This window comes from Streptomyces sp. NBC_01431 (assembly GCF_036231355.1).
GTDB lineage: Bacteria > Actinomycetota > Actinomycetes > Streptomycetales > Streptomycetaceae > Streptomyces.
Genome location: NZ_CP109496.1, coordinates 981,279 through 1,000,316 on the forward strand (window position 1 = coordinate 981,279; position 19,038 = coordinate 1,000,316).

The 19,038-nt window shown below is 71.3% G+C and carries 14 protein-coding genes; 8 read left to right on the forward strand and 6 right to left on the reverse strand.

Features of this window, described 5'->3' with window-relative positions; all coding sequences use genetic code 11:
* Window position 1 precedes the first annotated feature (1 nt).
* Window positions 2-646 (forward strand): CBS domain-containing protein, encoded by a 645-nt coding sequence (locus OG522_RS04730; protein ID WP_329461650.1) that lies wholly within the window; start codon window positions 2-4, stop codon window positions 644-646.
* Window positions 647-686: 40 nt separating this feature from the next.
* Here OG522_RS04730 and OG522_RS04735 read toward each other — a convergent pair whose 3' ends face one another.
* The 3 genes from OG522_RS04735 to OG522_RS04745 form a co-directional block, all read right to left on the reverse strand.
* A complete protein-coding gene (locus OG522_RS04735) occupies window positions 687-1,535 on the reverse strand; it encodes a universal stress protein (protein WP_329461651.1) in 849 nt (282 codons plus the stop codon).
* Window positions 1,536-1,560: 25 nt separating this feature from the next.
* Window positions 1,561-3,903 carry a phosphoketolase family protein gene (locus tag OG522_RS04740; RefSeq protein WP_329461652.1) on the reverse strand — a complete coding sequence of 781 codons (2,343 nt, stop codon included), beginning with the start codon at window positions 3,901-3,903 and terminating at the stop codon, window positions 1,561-1,563.
* Window positions 3,904-3,980: 77 nt separating this feature from the next.
* Entirely contained in the window at window positions 3,981-4,892 is a 912-nt protein-coding gene (locus OG522_RS04745; RefSeq protein ID WP_329461653.1) for a universal stress protein, read from the reverse strand.
* Between the two features lie 212 nt (window positions 4,893-5,104).
* Here OG522_RS04745 and OG522_RS04750 point away from each other — a divergent pair, with 212 nt between their 5' ends.
* The 3 genes from OG522_RS04750 to OG522_RS04760 all read left to right on the forward strand — a co-directional run bounded on the left by OG522_RS04750 (window position 5,105) and on the right by OG522_RS04760 (window position 9,390).
* A complete protein-coding gene (locus OG522_RS04750) occupies window positions 5,105-7,798 on the forward strand; it encodes a bifunctional acetate--CoA ligase family protein/GNAT family N-acetyltransferase (RefSeq protein WP_329461654.1) in 2,694 nt (897 codons plus the stop codon).
* Between the two features lie 13 nt (window positions 7,799-7,811).
* Window positions 7,812-8,543, forward strand: a complete 732-nt coding sequence (locus tag OG522_RS04755) for a CBS domain-containing protein (protein WP_329461655.1) — start codon at window positions 7,812-7,814, stop codon at window positions 8,541-8,543.
* Window positions 8,544-8,697: 154 nt separating this feature from the next.
* Window positions 8,698-9,390, forward strand: a complete 693-nt coding sequence (locus OG522_RS04760; RefSeq protein WP_329461656.1) for a response regulator transcription factor — start codon at window positions 8,698-8,700, stop codon at window positions 9,388-9,390.
* 28 nt (window positions 9,391-9,418) lie between these two features.
* On the opposite strand, the gene OG522_RS04765 is transcribed toward OG522_RS04760, so the two are convergent.
* Both OG522_RS04765 and OG522_RS04770 read right to left on the reverse strand, forming a co-directional pair.
* Window positions 9,419-11,131 (reverse strand): sensor histidine kinase, encoded by a 1,713-nt coding sequence (locus OG522_RS04765; protein ID WP_329461657.1) that lies wholly within the window; start codon window positions 11,129-11,131, stop codon window positions 9,419-9,421.
* 204 nt (window positions 11,132-11,335) lie between these two features.
* Complete coding sequence (locus tag OG522_RS04770) at window positions 11,336-12,208, reverse strand: universal stress protein (protein WP_329461658.1); 873 nt, start codon at window positions 12,206-12,208, stop codon at window positions 11,336-11,338.
* Window positions 12,209-12,542: 334 nt separating this feature from the next.
* Between OG522_RS04770 and OG522_RS04775 the strand changes: the two genes are divergently transcribed.
* From OG522_RS04775 to ppdK, 4 genes are all read left to right on the forward strand, one after another.
* Window positions 12,543-12,698, forward strand: a complete 156-nt coding sequence (locus tag OG522_RS04775) for a hypothetical protein (RefSeq protein ID WP_329461659.1) — start codon at window positions 12,543-12,545, stop codon at window positions 12,696-12,698.
* Window positions 12,695-13,432 (forward strand): HAD family hydrolase, encoded by a 738-nt coding sequence (locus OG522_RS04780; RefSeq protein ID WP_329461660.1) that lies wholly within the window; start codon window positions 12,695-12,697, stop codon window positions 13,430-13,432. The genes OG522_RS04775 and OG522_RS04780 overlap by 4 nt, the downstream gene beginning before the upstream one ends.
* Window positions 13,429-15,909, forward strand: coding sequence for a glycoside hydrolase family 65 protein (locus OG522_RS04785; RefSeq protein WP_329461661.1), 2,481 nt, complete (start codon window positions 13,429-13,431; stop codon window positions 15,907-15,909). The genes OG522_RS04780 and OG522_RS04785 overlap by 4 nt, the downstream gene beginning before the upstream one ends.
* 89 nt (window positions 15,910-15,998) lie before the next feature.
* Complete coding sequence (gene ppdK / locus OG522_RS04790; RefSeq protein ID WP_329461662.1) at window positions 15,999-18,662, forward strand: pyruvate, phosphate dikinase; 2,664 nt, start codon at window positions 15,999-16,001, stop codon at window positions 18,660-18,662.
* Here the strand turns inward: ppdK and OG522_RS41185 are convergent.
* Complete coding sequence (locus OG522_RS41185) at window positions 18,581-19,033, reverse strand: cation transporting ATPase C-terminal domain-containing protein (RefSeq protein ID WP_443074661.1); 453 nt, start codon at window positions 19,031-19,033, stop codon at window positions 18,581-18,583. The two genes, ppdK and OG522_RS41185, sit on opposite strands and share 82 nt — an antisense overlap.
* Window positions 19,034-19,038: the final 5 nt, after the last annotated feature.

Here is a 19,038-nt window from a genome sequence, read left to right on the forward strand (position 1 = left end):
CATGGCCGACAGCCGTTACACCGTCGCCGATGTGATGACCACGACCGTCGTCACCGTCACGCCCGACGCCGGGTTCAAGGAGATCGTCGTGGCCATGGGCCGGTGGAGGGTCACAGCCGTGCCCGTCATCGAGGGCGAGGCCAGGGTCGTGGGCGTGGTCTCGGAGGCCGACCTGCTCACGAAGGAGGAGTTCCAGGGGCAACAGCCCGGCATGATCGAACAGATGCGCCGACTGGACGAGACCGCGAAGGCGGGCTCTTCTTTGGCCAAGGACCTGATGACATCTCCCGCCGTCACCATTCACGCCGACGCGACTCTCCCGCAGGCCGCCCGTCTGATGGCCGGACGGGGTGTCAAGCGGCTGCCCGTCGTGGACAACAGCGGGGTGCTCAAGGGGATCGTCAGCCGGGCCGACCTGCTCAAGATCTTCCTACGGTCGGACGCCGACCTCGCCGCAGAGGTTCGCGGCGAGGTCGTCGACCGGCTCTTCGCCCTCTCCCACCAGCACGTACGGGTCCAGGTGGAGGACGGCATCGTCACGCTGTCGGGGTCGGTGCGGGACAGCGACCTCATTCCGATCGCTGAACGCCTCGCCATGACCATCGAGGGTGTGGTGGACGTGAACTGCACTCTGACCGGACCGTAGTCCGGGGCGGCCCGCCCGTGCGAACAGAGCCGCCTTCGCGCTAGACGTGTGCCACCACTGCAACGGGGCACAGGCTGTGGTGGATCACGGAGTGCGCAACCGGCCCCAGACGAGGGCCAAAGGGGATGCTGCGGCCGACCACCAGCAGGCTCGCCTTGGTGGACGCCACGAGGAGGTGGTGTGCGGCACGGCCGTGGACCGATCGCTCCGTGACTTCCGTGTCGGGGTACTTGTGCCGCCATGGTGTCAACACCGCTGCCAAGGCCCGCATCTTCTCCTCCTCGGGATCATCCGCGGCACCGGAGGGCGCCAGGGGCACCATCCAGGTGTGCACCACGAGCAGCGGCGCCCGGCGCACCGTCGCCGCGTCGAAGGCGTACTCGACGAGCTCGTCGCACGGATGGTCCAGATCGAGGCCCAGGACGACCGGGCGATAGGGGCCGGCCGCCGAGTCCCAGTGCTCGTCCTCGATCCGCTCCCCCGCCCTGACGAGGACGACCGGGCGGTCGGCCCGTGCCGCGACCGCAAGGGCGACCGAGCCGACCAGGAATCCGGCGAACCCGGTGAACCCGCGGGACCCCAGGACAAGGGCCTCGGCGGATCCGGCCGCGGCCACCAGGGCCTCGGCCGGCGGCCCCGGTACCCGTCGGCGGACGATTTCGAGGGCGGGGTGGGCGAAGGCCAGGGCCCTCGCCGCCCGGTCCAGCACATGGCCCACCAGGGCGGCCGGCGCATCGAGTTCCGGCAGGCCGGTGCGGGCGTCCGGGGTGTCGCCCGCGTGCAGCAGATGAAGCGGCAGTCCTCGGCGGAGTGCTTCCCTGGCCGCCCAGTCAGCGGCGTCCAGGCTCTCGGCCGAGCCGTCGATGCCGACGATGATGCTGCTGTTCATGACGCACCTCCTTGGTGCGATGGGGTCATCCGGCCCAGGTCCAGTCGGCGACCTCGGGCAGGTCGGTGCCGTGCTCACGGATCCACGCGTGGTGGCGGGTGCGGGTGTCCGCCATGAGCTGGCGCACGGCGGTGGCCCGCACGGCGAGGCCCGGGACGCGGTCGATGACGTCCATGACCAAGCGGTAGCGGTCGAGGTCGTTGCGGACGACCATGTCGAAGGGCGTGGTCGTGGTACCGGATTCCTTGTATCCGCGCACGTGCAGGTTCGCGTGGCCGGTGCGGCGGTACGCGAGGCGGTGGATCAGCCAGGGGTAGCCGTGATACGCGAAGATCACGGGCGAGTGGCACGTGAACAGCGCGTCGTATTCCGCGCCGGTCATCCCGTGCGGATGTTCCTCGTGGGGCAGCAACTTCGCCAGATCGACGACGTTGACCACCCGCACCACCAGGTCGGGGAGATGACGGCGGAGCAACGCCGCCGCGGCGAGCACCTCCTGGGTCGGCACGTCACCGGCGCAGGCGAGGACCACATCGGGCTCCCGGGATCCGTCCTCGGTCCCGGCCCACTCCCAGGTTCCGGCGCCGCGTGCGCAGTGCGTACGGGCCTCCTCCAGCGACAGCCAGTCGAAGCAGGGCTGCTTGCCGGCGACGATCACATTGACGTAGTCGCGCGAGCGCAGGACATGGTCCGCCACCGAGAGCAGCGTGTTGGTGTCCGGCGGAAGGTACACGCGCACGACGTCCGGGCTCTTGTTGAGTACGTGGTCGACGAAGCCGGGGTCCTGGTGCGAGAAGCCGTTGTGGTCCTGGCGCCAGACGTGCGAGGTCAGAAGGTAGTTCAGGGACGGTACGGGAGCGCGCCACGAGAGCTGCCGCGCGGTCTTGAGCCACTTGATGTGCTGGTTGACCATGGAATCGACGATGTGGACGAATGCCTCGTAGCAGGAGAACAGCCCGTGCCGGCCGGTGAGGTTGTAGCCTTCCAGCCACCCCTGGCAGACGTGTTCGGACAGGATCTCCATCACCCGTCCGTCGGGGCCGAGGTGTTCGTCGGTGTCCAGGACTTCGGCCTGCCACGCCTTGTTGGTGACTTCGAACAGCGCGCCCAGGCGGTTGGATTCGGTTTCGTCCGGGCCGACCACCCGGAAGTCGCGCCGCTCGGCGGTGTCGGCCATGACCTGAGCGAGGAGCCGCCCCAGGACCCGCGTCGGTTCGTGCAGTGTCGCTCCGGGCTTGTCGACCGGCACGGCGAAGTGCTCCAGCGGCGGGATCGGCAGGGCGCGGGTGAGCAGGCCCCCGTTGGCGTGGGAGTTGGTGCCGAGGCGCAGGTCGCCGTCGGGGACGCAGGCCAGCACCTGCTCGCGGGGCCGGCCGTCGGCTCCGAACAGTTCCTCCGGCCGGTACGAACGGAGCCACGCCTCCAACTGCCGCAGATGCTCGGGGTTTTCCCGGACGTTCGCCAGGGGTACCTGGTGCGACCGCCAGGTTCCCTCGACCGGCAGGCCGTCGACTTCCGCCGGACCCGTCCAGCCCTTGGGCGTGCGCAGGACGATCACCGGCCGGCGCGGGCGGCCCCCCGACTGCCTGTCGGCGGCGATCCAGTCCAGGGCTCGGTCCATCGCACGCGCCATCTCCATGTGGACCTTGTCGGGGTCGGACCCGGACACGTGCAGGGGTTCGTAGCCGTACCCCGTGAGCAGCGCGTCGAGTTCGGTCTCGGGGATGCGCGACAGGACCGTCGGGTTGGCGATTTTGTACCCGTTCAGGTGCAGGATCGGCAGGACCGCGCCGTCGTGGACCGGGTCGAGGAACTTGTTGGCGTGCCACGACGCGGCGAGCGGCCCGGTCTCGGCCTCACCGTCCCCGATCACGCAGGCCACCAGCAGGCCGGGGTTGTCGAGGGCCGCGCCGTACGCGTGTGCCAGGGAGTAGCCGAGCTCGCCGCCCTCGTGGATCGAACCCGGTGTCTCGGGTGCCACATGGCTGGGCACCCCGCCGGGGAAGGAGAACTGGCGGAACAGCTCGGCCATGCCCGTGGCGTCGCGGCTCACGTCCGGGTAGACCCGCGAGTAGGAGCCGTCCAGCCAGGAGTTGGCCAGCACGGCCGGCCCGCCGTGACCCGGCCCCCAGATGCACACGCAGTCCAGCCCACGGTCCTTGATCACCCTGTTGAGGTGGGTGTGGACCAGGTTGAGGCCCGGCGAGGTGCCCCAGTGACCGAGGAGACGCGGCTTGATGTGCTCGGGCCTGAGCGGTTCGGTCAGGAGCGGGTTGCGCATCAGGTAGATCTGCCCGGCGGCCAGGTAGTTCGCCGCCCTCCAATGCGCGTTCAGAGCGCTCAGGTCCACCGGTCGGTCCTTCGTCATCGTCTCTCCTGGGTCTGGGCAGCGGGTGGGATCGGTAGGGATGGGTACCGCGTACCGGTCGTGCGCATACGTGTCGCTCAGACGTGCGGAACCACGGCCACCGGACAGGCCGCGCGGTGCAGCACGGCGTGGTTGACCGGCCCGAGCTGCATCCCGAGGTGGCTCGTGCGCCGACGGGCTCCGACCACGAGGAGATCGGCCGACCGGGCCGCGTCCAGGAGCGCCTCCCTGGCATGCCCCTCGACCGCCTGCCGCCGTACTTCCACCCGGCCCTTCGTCTCGGCGACGGGCCACAGGGCTTCGGTCAGCGTGTCCTGCGCCAGCGTGCGGTGCCGCGCGGTGTCCGCCCGGTGGTCCGGGTGGTCGGCCACTTCCCTGGCCGGGCACCGCCAGGCGTGCACCGCATCCAGCGCGGCACCCCTCAGCTGAGCCTCGCACAGCGCGAACTCCACTGCGCGGCGGGCCTGTTGGGGCTCGTCGATGCCCACGGCGATCCGGCCGAAGGCACGGTGCACATGGCGGTCGTCGCCGCGGACCACCACCACCGGGGACTGTGCGTGGGCGGCTACCGCGAGCCCCACCGAGCCCAGCGGCAGCCCGGCGATTCCCCCCGCGCCGAGGCCGCCCACGACCAGCACGGACGCCTCGCGGCTCATCCGCGTCAAGACGGCCGCGGGGTCCTCCGTCACGACCTCCCCGTACGCCTTCACCGCCGGGGCACGTTGGCCGGCACGCTCCACGGCCGACCCGACGACGTTGTCCGCGTACACCCGAAGAGCGCTCCGGTCGGTGCCGAACGACGGGCCGTACCCCTCGTACCAGCCCCACGCCTGCGAATGCACGACACACAGGGGCGCACCGTGCAGGGCTGCCTCGTCCGTCGCCCAGTCAAGGGCCCGCAGGCTCGGATCCGAACCGTCCACACCCACGATCACCGGCTTGTCCACGGTGCCACCTCCTGAGGGCTCGCCCGCATCCGGGGCGCTCATGGAGGACGCTTCCACTGCCCGGCCCGGAGGGGGAGGGCCGAACCGGCCCCAGCCGGGGACGGTCGGCCCTGCCGACGGCACGGAGCGGTACCGGGTGCGGGGTTCTGGCCCATGGGGCCGAACGGCCCCTGCCCTTGCCCTGGGCGGCCTCTGGGGCGGGGCTCGCGTGCGGCGGATGCTGCTTGTGTCGACTGGCGAAAGTGGGTTTCGAGATGACCGACAACAAGGTCACCGCACGGCCGGTGCACGCGCTGCTGACCGACGGCACGACCATACGGATACGGTCGGCACAGCCCGGCGACCACGCTCAGGTACTGCGCATGTTCGATGAGATGTCGACCGAGAATCTGCGCTTCCGGTTCTTCTCGATCGCCCGCACCTCCGCACGGCAGGCCGCCGACCGCTGCTGTCGCAGGGCCGAGCCCGGTCATCTCGTTTTGGTCGCCGAGGCATCCGGGCACCTGCTCGGGCTGGCCGAATACGAGGTCATCGAGGCGCCCGGGACCGCCGACATCGGGCTCGCGGTCGCCGACGGACACCACCACCTCGGCATTGGCACCCTGCTCCTCGAACACCTGGTGTCCGCCGCACGAGAGGCTTCCATCACCGCGTTCACCGCCGATGCGCTCGTTGAGAACCACGAGGTCATCAAGGTGTTCGCCGATCTCGGCCTGCGGACGACCCGGTACGTCGAAGGACCGGAGGTGCGCTACACCGTCCAGCTCGACCAGGACGAGGCCTACCTCTCGGCTGTGGACGAACGCGCCCGGTCGGCCGCCGTGGTGAACCTGCGGCCCCTGCTGCGTCCGAAGTCGATCGCCGTGATCGGAGTGGGCCGCAAGCCCGGCTCGGTCGGGCGGGCCATCCTGCGCAACCTCCGCACCGGCGGCTTCACCGGGCAGCTCTGCGCCGTCAACCCGAGCGCGTCGTCCTTTATGGGTGTGCCGGCTCATCCCTCGGTGAACTCGCTGCCGCTCGTGCCCGAGCTGGCCGTCCTCGCCGTACCCGCCGCGGCGCTGCCCGGCGCTGCCGCCGATTGCGGCAAGGCCGGCGTGCGGGCACTCGTCGTCGTGTCCGCCGGCCTTGACCACGCACAGGCGGAAGGGGTGCTGGCAGCCTGCCGCGAGTACGGCATGCGGCTCGTCGGCCCCAATTGCCTCGGCATCGCCAACACCGAGCCCGGATTCTCCATCGACGCGACGTTCGCCGCGAACCACCCGCGCCCTGGCACGGCAGGCGTGGCCGTGCAGTCCGGGGGTGTCGGAATCGCCCTGCTCGACGGGTTGTCCCGGCTGGGCATCGGGGTCTCCAGCTTCGTCTCGCTCGGTGACAAGTACGACGTCAGCGGCAACGACATGCTCCAGTGGTGGGAGTCGGACGGCCGCACCGATCTGGCCCTGGTGCACCTGGAGTCCTTCGGCAATCCGCGGGCGTTCTCCCGCACCGCACGCCGGGTCTCGCGCCAGATGCCGGTGCTGACCGTGGACGCCGGCCGCACGGAAGCGGGCCGGCGTGGCGCCGCCTCGCACACCGCGGCGGCGGCGACCCGCACCATGACCAGGCGTGCCCTGTTCGCTCAGGCCGGCATCACCGCCACTCGGACCATCTCCGAACTCCTCGAAACAGCGGCGCTGTTCCACGCGCAACCGCTTCCGGCCGGGAGCCGCGTCGCCGTCGTGACCAACGCCCAGGGCGCGGGCGTGCTGGCGGCCGACGCCTGTGCCGAAGCGGGCCTGGATGTACCGGTTTTCGGTGACGAGCTGATCGACGCTCTCCTGGCGGATCTCCCCGAGGGAGCCACCGCGGGCAACCCGGTCGACGTCACCGCGGCCGTCTCCGAAGACCAGCTCGGTCGGTGTCTCGACCGACTCGCCGGGGACACCGGCATCGCTGCCGTCCTGGTGGTGCTCGCCCCCACCGCCGTCGCCGCGGCGACCGGTGACGATCTCGGCCGTGCTCTGCTGCGCGAACCCGGATCCGGAGCGTGCCCGGTCGTCACCGTACGCCTGGGGCAGAGCCCGGCCGTGGAGCTGCTGCCCGCCGAGGGAGGCGGCGCGGTCCCGGCCTACGCCGATCCCCAGGCCGCGGCACGCGCCCTGGCACACGCCGCGGAGCGTGCCCGGCACTTGGAGCGGCCACCCGGCAGCATGGGCGACCTCGACGGCGTCGACACCGACTGCGCACGGGCCCTGGCCGACTCCTTCCTTGCCGACCACCCGGACGGAGGCTGGCTCTCACCCCGGGAGTGCGCGGCCCTGCTGTCCTGCTACGGCATCCCCCAACTTCCCTGGGCGTGGGCCGAGACCGAGGACGAGGCGGTCCTCGCGGCCGAACGGCTCAAGGGCCCGGACGGCCTGACCGTCCTCAAGGCCCACTGGCCGGGGCTGCTGCACAAGACGGTGCAGCACGCGATCCATCTCGATCTGCGGGGCGATTCCCAAGTACGCGCCGCCTACCGGGACTTCGAAGCCAGGTTCGCCGGCCTGCTGACGGGCGTGGTGGTCCAGCCGCTCGCGGAGCGCGGCGTCGAGCTCTTCGCCGGCGTGGTCCAGGACGACGTCTTCGGGCCCCTCGTCCTGTTCGGCCTCGGCGGTACGGCCACCGAAGTGCTCGCCGACCAGGCCGCCTGCCTCGCCCCGCTCAGTGACCTGGATGTGCACGACCTGATCACGGCTCCGCGCTGTTCCCCGCTGCTCTTCGGACAGGACGGCAACGGGCCGGTCGACCTGGAGGGGCTTGAAGGACTGCTGCTGCGGCTCTCGCGCATGGCCTGTGACCTGCCCCAGCTGGCCGAGGCCGACTTCAACCCCGTGCTGGCCCGGCCCGGCGGCATCAGCGCACTCGACGTCCGGGTACGACTGCTGCCCCGCACGGCCGGGGACCCCTATCTGCGGCGACTGCGCTGAGGAAGAGGCAGAGATGAAGCACAGCAAGGTCGGCTCCGTGATGACCACCGAGGTGGTCACCGTCCGCCCCGCCACGCCGTTCAAGGAAGTGGCCCGGCTGATCGCCCGGCATCGCGTCAGCGGACTGCCGGTGACCGACGCCGACGACAAGGTGCTGGGAGTGATCTCCGAGACCGATCTTCTGGTCCGTGAGGCGGACGCGCACGCGTCGGCCTCACCGGGACGCCGGATCCGGTTGCCCGGTCTGCTCCCCGCGGCCCGCAGGGAGCAGGCCAAGTCCCGGGCTCGCACGGCGGCACAGCTCATGTCGCAGCCGGCCGTGTGCGTCCACTCCGACAACACCATTGCCGAGGCCGCCCGGTCCATGGCCCGGCACAAGGTCGAGCGGCTGCCCGTGATCGACGACGAGGACCGGTTGGTCGGCATCGTCACGCGCCGCGATCTGCTCCAGGTGTTCCTGCGCCCGGACGACGAGATCCGCCGCGAAGTGATCAGCGAAGTGCTGGTCAACACCCTGTGGCTGTCGCCCCGGACCATCAGGGTCTCCGTGACGGACGGCGAGGTGACCCTGGACGGAAAGCTGGAGCGCCTCAGCGAGGTGGCGATCGCGGTGCACATGACGCGCCAGATCGACGGGGTCGTGACCGTGATCGACAAGCTGGGCTACCACGCCGACGACTCCCGCCTTCGCCCGAGCGAACAGGCCTTGCACGGTGTCACCGAGGAGTGGCTGCACAAACTGTGAAGGACGGACCGGGCGTCAGCGCCGGATGCCACCGGCCCCGCGCGACCACCGCGCCGGCCGGGTGGGGCCGCGCAAGGGCCGTTCGGCCCCTGTCGCTCCCCACGACCGGTCGGCACGCTCGAACCCGAGCCATCGACAGTCAGGGGACATCGACGTGAGCGACGTACGGGCCTTTTCACCACTGCATCCGATCCGGGTCTTCCTCCTCGACGACCACGAGGTCGTGCGGCGCGGAGTACACGACCTGCTCGACGCCGAACCGGACATCGACGTGGTGGGCGAGGCGGGCACGAGCGAACTCGCGCTGACGCGCGCTCCCGCGCTGCGACCGGACGTCGCCGTACTCGACATCCGCCTGCCCGACGGCGACGGCATCACCGTCTGCCGCGAACTGCGCTCCAGGATGCCGGAACTCGCCTGTCTGATGCTGACGTCGTTCGACGACGACGACGCCCTGCTCGACGCCATCATGGCGGGGGCAGCCGGCTACGTCCTCAAGCTGATCAAGGGATCGGACCTGATCGACGCGGTTCGGACCGTGGCGTCGGGCCAGTCCATGCTGGACCCCGCCACCACCGCGCGCCTGATGAGCACACTGCGCGGCCCCGACAAGGACACCACGCACGAGGACCCCCGCCTGGCGGGGCTGTCCGAACGCGAGCGCCGGATCCTCGATCTCATCGGCGAAGGGATGACCAACCGGCAGATCGGCCAACATCTCTATCTGTCGGAGAAGACCGTGAAGAACCACATCTCCCGGCTCCTGGCCAAGCTCGGGGTGGAACGCCGCATCCAGGCAGCGGTGCTCGCCACCCGGTTCAACCGGCCGACGGAGGAGCCCTGTTGACTCCCTCGGTCCCGCCGGCCCCGCCACGTCACTCGCGGGCGGACAGCGGGACGCACCACTCCAACCGGGTTCCGCCCTCCGGCCCCGTACGCGCAGTGAACTCCCCGCCCAGTCGCCGCGCGCGCTCGGACAGATTACGCAGCCCGCTGCGCCGTCCGCCCTCGCCGATGCCCACGCCGTCGTCCACGACACCGACCGTCAGCGTCCCCCGGCGCACGACCAGGGAGACATCGACCGACGAGGCCCTCGCGTGACGCGCCGCGTTGGCCAGCGCCTCACCCAGAACCGCCAGCGCCTCGTCCGCCAGCGCGTGCGGTACGTCGGTGTCGAGCAGCCCTTCCATTCTGAGTGACGGCGTGAATCCGAGGGCGGGCACCACCTCCTCCACCGCCCGCACCACGCGAACCCGCAGCCCGGCGCCGGGTTCCGTCACCTCGTGCGCCCGCAGCCCGAAGATCGTCGAACGGATGATCTTGATGGTTTCGTCGAGATCGTCGACCGCCCTGGTCAGCCGTTCCTCCGCCTGCGGATGGTCGACGAACCGCTGGGCGCTCTGCAACGTGATGCCGGTGGCGAACAGGCGCTGGATGGCGAGGTCGTGGAGGTCCCGGGCGATCCGGTCGCGGTCCTCCAGCAGGCTCACCTGCTCGGCGTCCCGGCGCCGGTCGGCCAGCTCGAGCGCGAGGGCCGCCTGCCCCGCGAACCCCGGCAGGGGAGCCGTCTCCGTCGCGCTGAACGTCGGCCGTCCGGACGTGCGAACCAGCACCAGCACTCCGTGCACTCCCATCGGCACCGCGACCGCGGGGCCCATGCCCTTCCACCGTTCGGGCTGGTGGGTGACCCGGGGATCGCCGCTGACGTCCGCCGTCGCGACGAGGCCCTGCTCAGTCAGGGCGGCACCCGCGAGACTCCCTTCACGCGGCAGCATGACCCCTCGGTGTGCCTCGGCCTGTTTCCCCACCGCCAGCACACCGCGCAGTTCGCACGTGCCCTCCTCCACCAGGTTGACCACTCCCAGTTCGGCCGAGGTGATCTCCTTGGCCTGCTCGACCATCGCCTCCAGTACGCGGGACTCCGGCATCCCGGACAGGAGTCCGGCGGTGAAGTCCGCGCTCGCCGCCAGCCATTGCTCGCGCAGCTGGGCCTCCGCGTACAGGCGGGCGTGCTCGATGGCCACCCCGGCGGCCACGGCCAGCGTGGCCAGCAGCGACTCGTCCTCGTCGTCGAATTCGGCCCCGCCCCGCTTCTCGGTCAGATAGAGGTTGCCGAACACCTCGTCCCGCACGCGGATCGGAACACCGAGGAAGGAGCGCATCGGCGGATGGTGCGCCGGAAAGCCGGACGACGCCGGATGCTCGGACAGTTCGGCCAGCCGAAGCGCGTCGGGATGCCGGATCAGCTCTCCCAGGAGGCCATGGCCGGAAGGCAACTCACCGATCCGTTGCCGCAGTTCGTCGTCGATGCCCACGGGCAGGAACTCCGACAGGCGTTGTCCCTGCCCGATCACGCCCAGAGCCCCGTACTCCGCGTCGACCAGCACCACCGCGGCCTCCACGATGCCGCGCAGCACCTGCGGCAGGTCCAGCTCCCGCCCCACCGAAAGCACGGCTTCCAGCAGGTTGTGCAGCCGGTCCCGTGTGCCGCGCACGGCATTGATCCGTACCTGGAGCTCGTCGAGAAGGTCGTCCAGCCGTAGCCTGCCCGGCTGACCTGCGGTGCTGTCCCGCTCCTGCGCGTTCAAGGGTTCGCCCCCACCAGCTAGAGCAGCAGATGTACGTGCTTGCTCTCACGGTAGCGCTGGATGGCTCGGAAGCCCGCCTGGACGGCGAGCACGGCCGGTAATGGTCCAGGCGTCCGGGCCGGCGGCCCCGGTCACGGTGCGGCCACGGCGCGGGGTGTCCACCGCGGAGCCGTGCCCTGGTTCCGGTCCTCGGCGGCCGGCGAGTCAGCCGTGCTGCGGCACCACCGCCACCGGGCACGCGGCGTGTTGCAGCACCGCGTGGCCGGTCCGGCTCAGTTGGACTCCGAAGCCCTTGTTCCGGCGCGCGCCGATGACCAGGAGGTCGGCGGCCGCCGACCGTTCCACCAGCACCCGGTGGGTATGACCTTCGACCGCGACCGTCCTGGTCCGCACCTCGGGGTGCCGGTCCCGGGCGACGCGCAGCGCATCGTCGAGTTCCGCCATGGCCTTCTCCTCGTCGAGATCCCCTGTCCTCGGGCCCGACGACAGGGGAGCGAAGCGCCCCCGTGCGGGACCGCGCCACGTGCGGACCGCGTCGAGGGCGCTCCCCCTGGTCATCGCTTCCTGGAAGGCGAACTCGACTGCTGAGGAGTTCCGGTCCGGGTGTCCCACACCCAGCAGGATCCGCTCGTGCCGCCCGTCCACGGCCACCTCGTCGCCGCGCACGACGACCACCGGGCATACCGCCCAGGAGGTGACCCCAAGGCCGACGGATCCGAGGAGAACGCCTGCGATGGCCCCCCGGCCCCGCGAACCGACGACGACGGCGGAGGCAAGCTCGCTCTCCCGCAGCAGCGCTTCCGTGGGCTCCTGCGGAAGGACCGCGCACGTGGTGCTGATGCCGGGCCTGCGGCTCTGGGCCCGCGCGCTCGCCTCGCTGAGCAGGGCATCCGCCAACGCCCGGTCCGAGGCGTGCGGCGCGCCGTAGTCGTAGGCGGCACCTTCGTAGTGCTCCCACAGGGACGCGTACACGATCCGAATCGGAAGACCGCGCCGGGTGGCCTCGTCGGCCGCCCAGTCCACCGCGCGCAGGCTCTGCTCCGAGCCGTCCACTCCGACGACCAGGGGGTGCTCCATGACCTGTTCTCCCTTCGGACCGCGCCGGACGTGGCGCGAGGTGGGCGACGCCCACGACGAACGAGCTGTAGCCGGAGATCGTCAACGCCCGAGCGCTCCCGCGCCGAATAGGATGAGGGCGTCCGTGCGGCTTCCTCCGGCCCGGCACCGCACGGTGCCATCTCCAGGAGACACCCGGCGACCATGGCGCGCAGTGGGCCGTCCGGGCCAAACCCGGTACCGTTCGACTTCCTCCGGCGCCGGCTCGGGCCCTCATGGCCCTTCGTCAGGGCCCACCGGCACCTGCTCGCCGTCCGGCCGCCGCGGCACGATGCACATGGAGGAGGTGGTCATCATGCTCCGATCGATCACCACGGGCCCGGACGGCCCGCTCACCCCGCCCACCCACCTGGACGGATATCCGGCCGAGGTCTTGGGCCCGGACGACCACGAGGGAGGCCGCAACGACCGGCTGCTCGGCCTCATCGCCCACGCCGCCGAGCCGCAGTGATCTCCCGCGCGTTGCACGGCATCCGCGCCGTGGTGTTCGACACCGACGGAGTGATCACCGACTCCGCGCATGTACACGCCGAAGCCTGGAAGGCGGCCTTCGACGCCCACCTCCGGCGCGATCCGCCCGAGGACCCCGCCCAGCGCAGGCCGTTCGACACGGGCGGCGACTACCTCACGTACGTCGACGGCAAGTCGCGCCTCGACGGCGCGGCGGCCTTCCTGGCCTCCCGCGGCCTGCCGACGGACCCCAGGACGGTCGCGGCGGTAGCCGCGGACAAGGAGCTGCGGTACGTCCGCCGGCTGCGGGCAGGCGGCATCGACGCATACCCGGGCACGGTCCGGCTGCTGCGGGTGCTGCGGGAGGAGGGGGTCCGCCTCGCCGCAGCTTCGGCCTCACGTCACGCGCGGGAGCTCCTCACACACGCCGGCGTCCTGAACCTGTTCGAGGTCCTGGTGGACGGCGCGGAAATGGCCCGGCTCGGGCTTCCGGGCAAGCCCGATCCCGCTCTGTTCCTGGAAGCCGCCCGACGGCTGGCGGTCCCCGTACCGCGGACCGCCGTCGTGGAGGACGCCCTGGCCGGAGTCGAAGCCGGCCGGCGCGGCCGGTTCGGCCTGGTCGTCGGAGTGGACCGGACGCAAGGGCCGGGAACGGGAGACGCGCTGCTCAAGCACGGGGCCGACCTGGTCGTACGCGACCTGGGCGAGTTGCTGACGGAGGGGAGCGCGGCATGACGGACCGGGTCTGGCGATACGAGGGATACGACCCCGCCCAGGAGCAGCTGCGGGAAGCCCTGTGCACCCTCGGCAACGGTTACTTCGCCACGCGAGGGGCCTTCCCGGAGTGCGCCGCGGACGCCGTCCACTATCCCGCCACCTACGCGGCGGGCTGCTACAACCGTCTCACGTCCACGGTGGCCGGCCGCGAGGTCGCGAACGAGGACCTGGTCAACCTTCCGAATTGGCTGTCCTTCCGCTTCCGGCTCCCGCACGACGCGTGGTTCACGCCGGACAGCGGAGCGCTCCTTTCCCATCGGCTCTCCCTCGACCTCCGGATCGGGGTCCTTGAGCGCGAGTCGCGCTACGCGGTTCCCAGCGGCGGCACGTTGCAGGTGCGCCAGCTCCGCCTCGTGCACATGGCTGACCCTCATCTCGCCGTCCTGCGAACCGAGTTCACGGCCAGGGGCTGGTCCGGCGAACTGGAGGTGGAGGCCGCGCTCGACGCGACGGTCACCAATGCCGGCGTCGAGCGCTACCGCGCACTCAACTCCTCCCACCTCACGGGGGTCGACACGGGTACCACGCGCCCCGACACGGTCTGGCTGCGCTGCCGCACCAGTACCTCCGGTCTGCGTATCGGCATGGCGCAGCGCATCACCACCGCCCCGGGAGCGTCCGTGCGGGTGCTCGACGAGACGGACAGGGCCGTCCAGCGCATCCGCCTGCGCCTGCCGTGCGACCGTGCGGTCACGGTCGACAAGACCGTCGCTCTGCACACCTCGCGGGACCCGGCGATCGCCGACCCCCTCGACGCAGCCATCGACCGGGTGACCGGCGCGCGGAAGTTTCCGGCGCTGTTGGGCGGACAGCGCCTCGCCTGGCAACACCTGTGGCAGAAGGCCGAATTGACCGTGCCGGGGGAAGCGGGACGCATCCTGCGGCTGCACCTCTTCCACGTGCTGCAAACCCTTTCCCCGCACACCGCCGAGCTGGATGTCGGGGTCCCCGCTCGCGGGCTGCACGGCGAGGCGTACCGGGGTCATGTCTTCTGGGACGAGCTCTTCGTCCTGCCGTATCTCAACCTGCACTTCCCCGAAGTCTCACGAGCCCTTCTCGGCTATCGCCACGGCCGCCTGGGCGCGGCTCGTGACGCCGCGCGGGCGACCGGCAGGCCGGGTGCGATGTACCCCTGGCAGAGCGGCAGCGACGGCCGCGAGGAGACCCAGGAGATGCACCTCAACCCGCGTTCCGGACGCTGGCTGCCCGACCACTCACGGCTGCAGCACCACATCGGCTCGGCCGTCGCGTACAACATCTGGCGGTACGGCGAAGCGACGGGCGACGCGGAGTTCCTGCACACCAAGGGTGCCGAGATGCTGGTGGAGATCGCCCGGTTCTGGGCCGGTTCCGCCATGTACGACGAAGGTCTCGGCCGCTACCGCATCCGCGGGGTCATGGGCCCCGACGAGTATCACGACGCATATCCCGGCGCGACGGAGCCCGGCCTCGACGACAACGCCTACACGAACGTCACCGCCGCCTGGGTGCTGGCGCGTGCGGTGGAACTCCTGGCCACGCTGCCCGAACCGTGCCGGCGCGAACTCACCGAGCGCGTCGCTCTCGACCCGGACGCCCCGTCCCGCTGGGAGGACATCTCCCGGAAGCTGTACGTCCCCTTCCATGCGGGCGTGATCAGCCAGTTCGAGGGCTACGCCGACCTGGCCGCGCTGGACTGGGACGACTACCGCGCCCGGTACGGGGACATCCGCAGGCTCGACCGGATCCTGGAGGCCGAGGGAGACACGGTCAACCGCTACCAGGCGTCGAAGCAGGCCGACGTCCTCATGCTCGGCTACCTCTTCTCGCCGACCGAGCTGCACGAGCTGTTCGCGCGGCTCGGGCACCGTCTTGACGACGGGATGTGGAGCCGCACGGTGGACTACTACCTGCGCCGCACGAGCCACGGCTCCACCCTCAGCGGTCTCGTGCACGGGTGGGTGCTGGCCAGGGCCAAGCGGTCCGAGGCCTGGCAGTACGTGCACGAAGCCCTGGAGGGCGACGTGGCCGACGTGCAGGGCGGCACCACGGGCGAGGGAATCCACCTGGGAGCCATGGCCGGCACACTCGATCTGGTCCAGCGCGGTCTGACCGGCCTGGAGACCCGCGGCGGCGTGCTGCGGCTCGACCCCGTACCGCTGCCCGAACTGTCCGAGTACGGGTTCACGATCCGCTTCCGGGGGCACTGGGGCATACGGCTCCAGATGCGGCCGGGACAGCTGCATGTGCACATCCCCTCGTCCGACCGGGAGCCGGTCGACCTCGATCTGGAGGGCAGGACCCTCTCCCTCCCGCCCGGGGCCACGTGCGAACTGGCGCTCACGGGCCGCACCCCGCCGCTGTCCGGCCCGTCGGAACCGGCCGGGCAGGGCCGTACGGACCCCGGCGATGCCCCGGTGGCCCCTCCCTCACGAGATCTCCGACGACCACGCTGATGAGGGGAGCGGAGGGGCATGCGCCCCTGCGGTCGGCCCGCTGTCGAGGCCCCCCGTTTCCCGAGGTGCGAACGCCCGAGAGGACGGCCATGAACCACTACGTGTACGAGTTCTCCGAAGGCAGCCGGGACATGGCCGACCTGCTCGGCGGCAAGGGCGCGAACCTCGCCGAGATGACCCGCCTGGGGCTGCCCGTCCCGCCCGGCTTCACCGTGACGACCACCGCGTGCCGGGCCTTCCTCGCCACCGGCGTCGAACCGCCCGAGCTTGCGGGCGAGGTCGCTCACGCGCTCGCCGCGCTGGAGAGGGCGGCGGGACGCGGCCTGGGCCGGGCCGGGGACCCGCTGTTGCTCTCGGTCCGCTCCGGCGGCCGCTATTCCATGCCGGGGATGATGGAGACGATCCTCGATATCGGGCTGTGCGACGCCACCGTGGCCGGGCTGGCCAAGGCGTCCGGGCAGAAGCGCTTCGCCTGGGACTCGTACCGCAGGCTGCTGCAGATGTTCGGCCACACGGTCATGGGCGTCGACGGTGAACTCTTCGAGCGGACCCTGGCCGCGCTGAAGGCCGGACGCGGTGTCGCCGGCGACCACGAACTGGACGCCGCGGATCTCATCCTGCTGACCGAGCAGTTCAAGGCACTCATCCACCGGGAGACCGGCGAGCGGTTCCCCCAGGACCCCGTCGAGCAACTGCACCGTGCCATCCGTGCCGTGTTCGCGTCCTGGAACGGCGAGCGGGCACGCGTCTACCGCAGGCGCGACCACATTCCCGACGACCTGGGCACCGCCGTGACCGTCCAGGCGATGGTCTTCGGCAACCTGGGCGAGGACTCCGGGACGGGTGTCGCCTTCACGCGCGACCCGGCCACCGGCGAACGCGGTGTGTACGGCGACTATCTGAGCGATGCCCAGGGCGAGGACGTCGTCTCGGGTGTCCGCGATGCCGTGCCACTGGCCCGGCTGAAGCAGCTCGCCCCACGTGCCTACGTCGAACTCAGCGACCACCTGCGGACGTTGGAGCGGCACTACCAGGATCTGTGCGACGTCGAGTTCACCCTGGAACGCGGCAAGTTGTGGATCCTCCAGACACGCGTCGGCAAACGAACCGCCGAGGCCGCTTTCCGGATCGCCTACGACCTCCTCGACGAACGCCTCATCGACCGCCACGAAGCGCTGTCGCGCGTCAGCGGCGCGCAGCTCACCCGACTGCTCTTCCCGTGCTTTGCCACGAGCAACGACGTGGCTCCGCTCGCGACGGGTATCGCCGCCTCGCCTGGCGCGGCCGTGGGCGCCGTCGTCTTCGACTCGGCGACCGCGGTGCGCCGCGCGGCCGCGGGAGAGCCCGTCGTTCTCGTCCGCACGGAGACGACGCCCGACGATCTTCCCGGCATGATCGCCGCGCGAGCCGTCCTGACCACTCGCGGCGGCAAGACCAGCCACGCGGCCGTCGTCGCCCGCGGGATGGGAAGGGTCTGCGTCTGCGGCGCCGAATCCGTGGTGGTCGACCTGGAACGCCGTTCGCTGACCACCCGCTCCGGTGTCACAGTCCGCGAGGGCGACACCGTTTCAGTGGACGGGACCGCGGGAACCGTCCATCTCGGCGCCCTGCCGCTCACCGCCTCCGACGTCGGCCGGGCCCTGGAGTCCGGCGAACGGACCGGGCCGCTGTCCCAAGCCGTCCGACGCGCCCTGTCGCACGCCGACAGGGTCCGCCGCCTGGAGGTACGGGCCAACGCCGACACCCCCGAGGACGCGGCGCGTGCCCGCCGCTTCGGCGCGCAGGGCATCGGGCTGTGCCGCACGGAGCACATGTTCCTCGGCGAACGCAAAGCCCTTGTCGAGGCGGTGATCCTCGCCGACGACGAGGCGGCGCGCGAGCAGGCACTGGCCGCCCTACTGCCACCCCAGCGGTCGGACTTCACGGCGATCCTGGCCGCGATGGACGGGCTGCCGGTGACCATCCGGCTGCTGGACCCGCCCCTGCACGAATTCCTTCCCGACCGCACGGAACTCGCCGTCCGGGTGGCCACCGCCGCGTCCCCCGATCCGCACGACGTCCAGCTCCTGGCCGCCGTCGAGCGCATGCACGAGCGCAACCCCATGCTCGGTCTGCGCGGCGTGCGGCTCGCCCTCGCCGTACCGGGCCTGGTTGCCGTGCAGGTACGGGCCATCGCGGAGGCCGTCGCCCAGCGAATGCGGGACGGAGGGCACCCGCGGGCCGAGATCATGATCCCGCTCGTCGGCGCCGTCGAGGAACTCCGCCTCGTTCGAGCCGAGGTGGAGCGGGTCCTGGCCGAGGTCTCCGGCGAGACGGGACAGTCGGTCCGGTGCCCGGTCGGCACCATGATCGAGTTGCCGCGTGCGGCGCTGACGGCCGGCCGCATCGCACAGGCCGCCGACTTCTTCTCCTTCGGCACGAACGACCTGACCCAGACGACGTGGGGCCTGTCCCGCGACGACGCCGAGGCATCCTTCTTCCCCGGCTACCTGGACAAGGGGATCCTTTCCGGGTCGCCGTTCGAGACCTTGGACGAGGAGGGCGTCGGCAGACTGATCACCATCGCCGTACGCGAAGGGCGAGCCGCACACCCTCGTCTGACGACGGGCGTGTGCGGCGAGCACGGCGGAGACCCTGCCTCCATCGACTTCTTCCACCGCGCCGGAATCGACTACGTCTCCTGCTCGCCCTTCCGCGTCCCCTCGGCCCGACTCGAAGCGGGCCGGGCCGCCCTTGTCGCCAAGCTCCCCTGAAACACGCGACCCACGCAGGGCCGGGGCAGGACGGCCGCGCAGGGCCGACGCGGGTTTTCAGCCGCTACGAGGCAGGGTGGGGGCGGCGGATCAGGGAGGCCGACCGCCGGGCTTCCGTGGAAAGCGCTCCGCAGGAGGCGGGCCGCGGCGAACGCCGCGAGAGCGGCGCCCGCGGCGAGGCACAGGCCACGCCAGTCCACGGGCACGGTGTGGAGCAGTGACTGCAGGGCCGGGACGTAGAGCGCGGCCGCTCCCAGGAGCGCAGAACCGGCCACGGACGCGGGCAGGAAGAGGTTCGCCGTGGTCAGCAGGCGGGCCCGCAGGCCGAGGGCCACCCCCAACTGGGCGGCGAGCAGGGAGAGGAAGAGCACGCTCT

What these genes read in the sequence shown, in the direction of transcription:
- OG522_RS04730 (WP_329461650.1), top strand. Translation starts at nt 2, where the DNA reads ATGGCCGACAGCCGTTACACCGTCGCCGATGTGATGACCACGACCGTC.
- OG522_RS04735 (WP_329461651.1), bottom strand. Translation starts at nt 1,535, where the DNA reads ATGAACAGCAGCATCATCGTCGGCATCGACGGCTCGGCCGAGAGCCTG.
- OG522_RS04740 (WP_329461652.1), bottom strand. Translation starts at nt 3,903, where the DNA reads ATGACGAAGGACCGACCGGTGGACCTGAGCGCTCTGAACGCGCATTGG.
- OG522_RS04745 (WP_329461653.1), bottom strand. Translation starts at nt 4,892, where the DNA reads ATGAGCGCCCCGGATGCGGGCGAGCCCTCAGGAGGTGGCACCGTGGAC.
- OG522_RS04750 (WP_329461654.1), top strand. Translation starts at nt 5,105, where the DNA reads ATGACCGACAACAAGGTCACCGCACGGCCGGTGCACGCGCTGCTGACC.
- OG522_RS04755 (WP_329461655.1), top strand. Translation starts at nt 7,812, where the DNA reads ATGAAGCACAGCAAGGTCGGCTCCGTGATGACCACCGAGGTGGTCACC.
- OG522_RS04770 (WP_329461658.1), bottom strand. Translation starts at nt 12,208, where the DNA reads ATGGAGCACCCCCTGGTCGTCGGAGTGGACGGCTCGGAGCAGAGCCTG.
- OG522_RS04775 (WP_329461659.1), top strand. Translation starts at nt 12,543, where the DNA reads ATGCTCCGATCGATCACCACGGGCCCGGACGGCCCGCTCACCCCGCCC.
- OG522_RS04785 (WP_329461661.1), top strand. Translation starts at nt 13,429, where the DNA reads ATGACGGACCGGGTCTGGCGATACGAGGGATACGACCCCGCCCAGGAG.
- ppdK (WP_329461662.1), top strand. Translation starts at nt 15,999, where the DNA reads ATGAACCACTACGTGTACGAGTTCTCCGAAGGCAGCCGGGACATGGCC.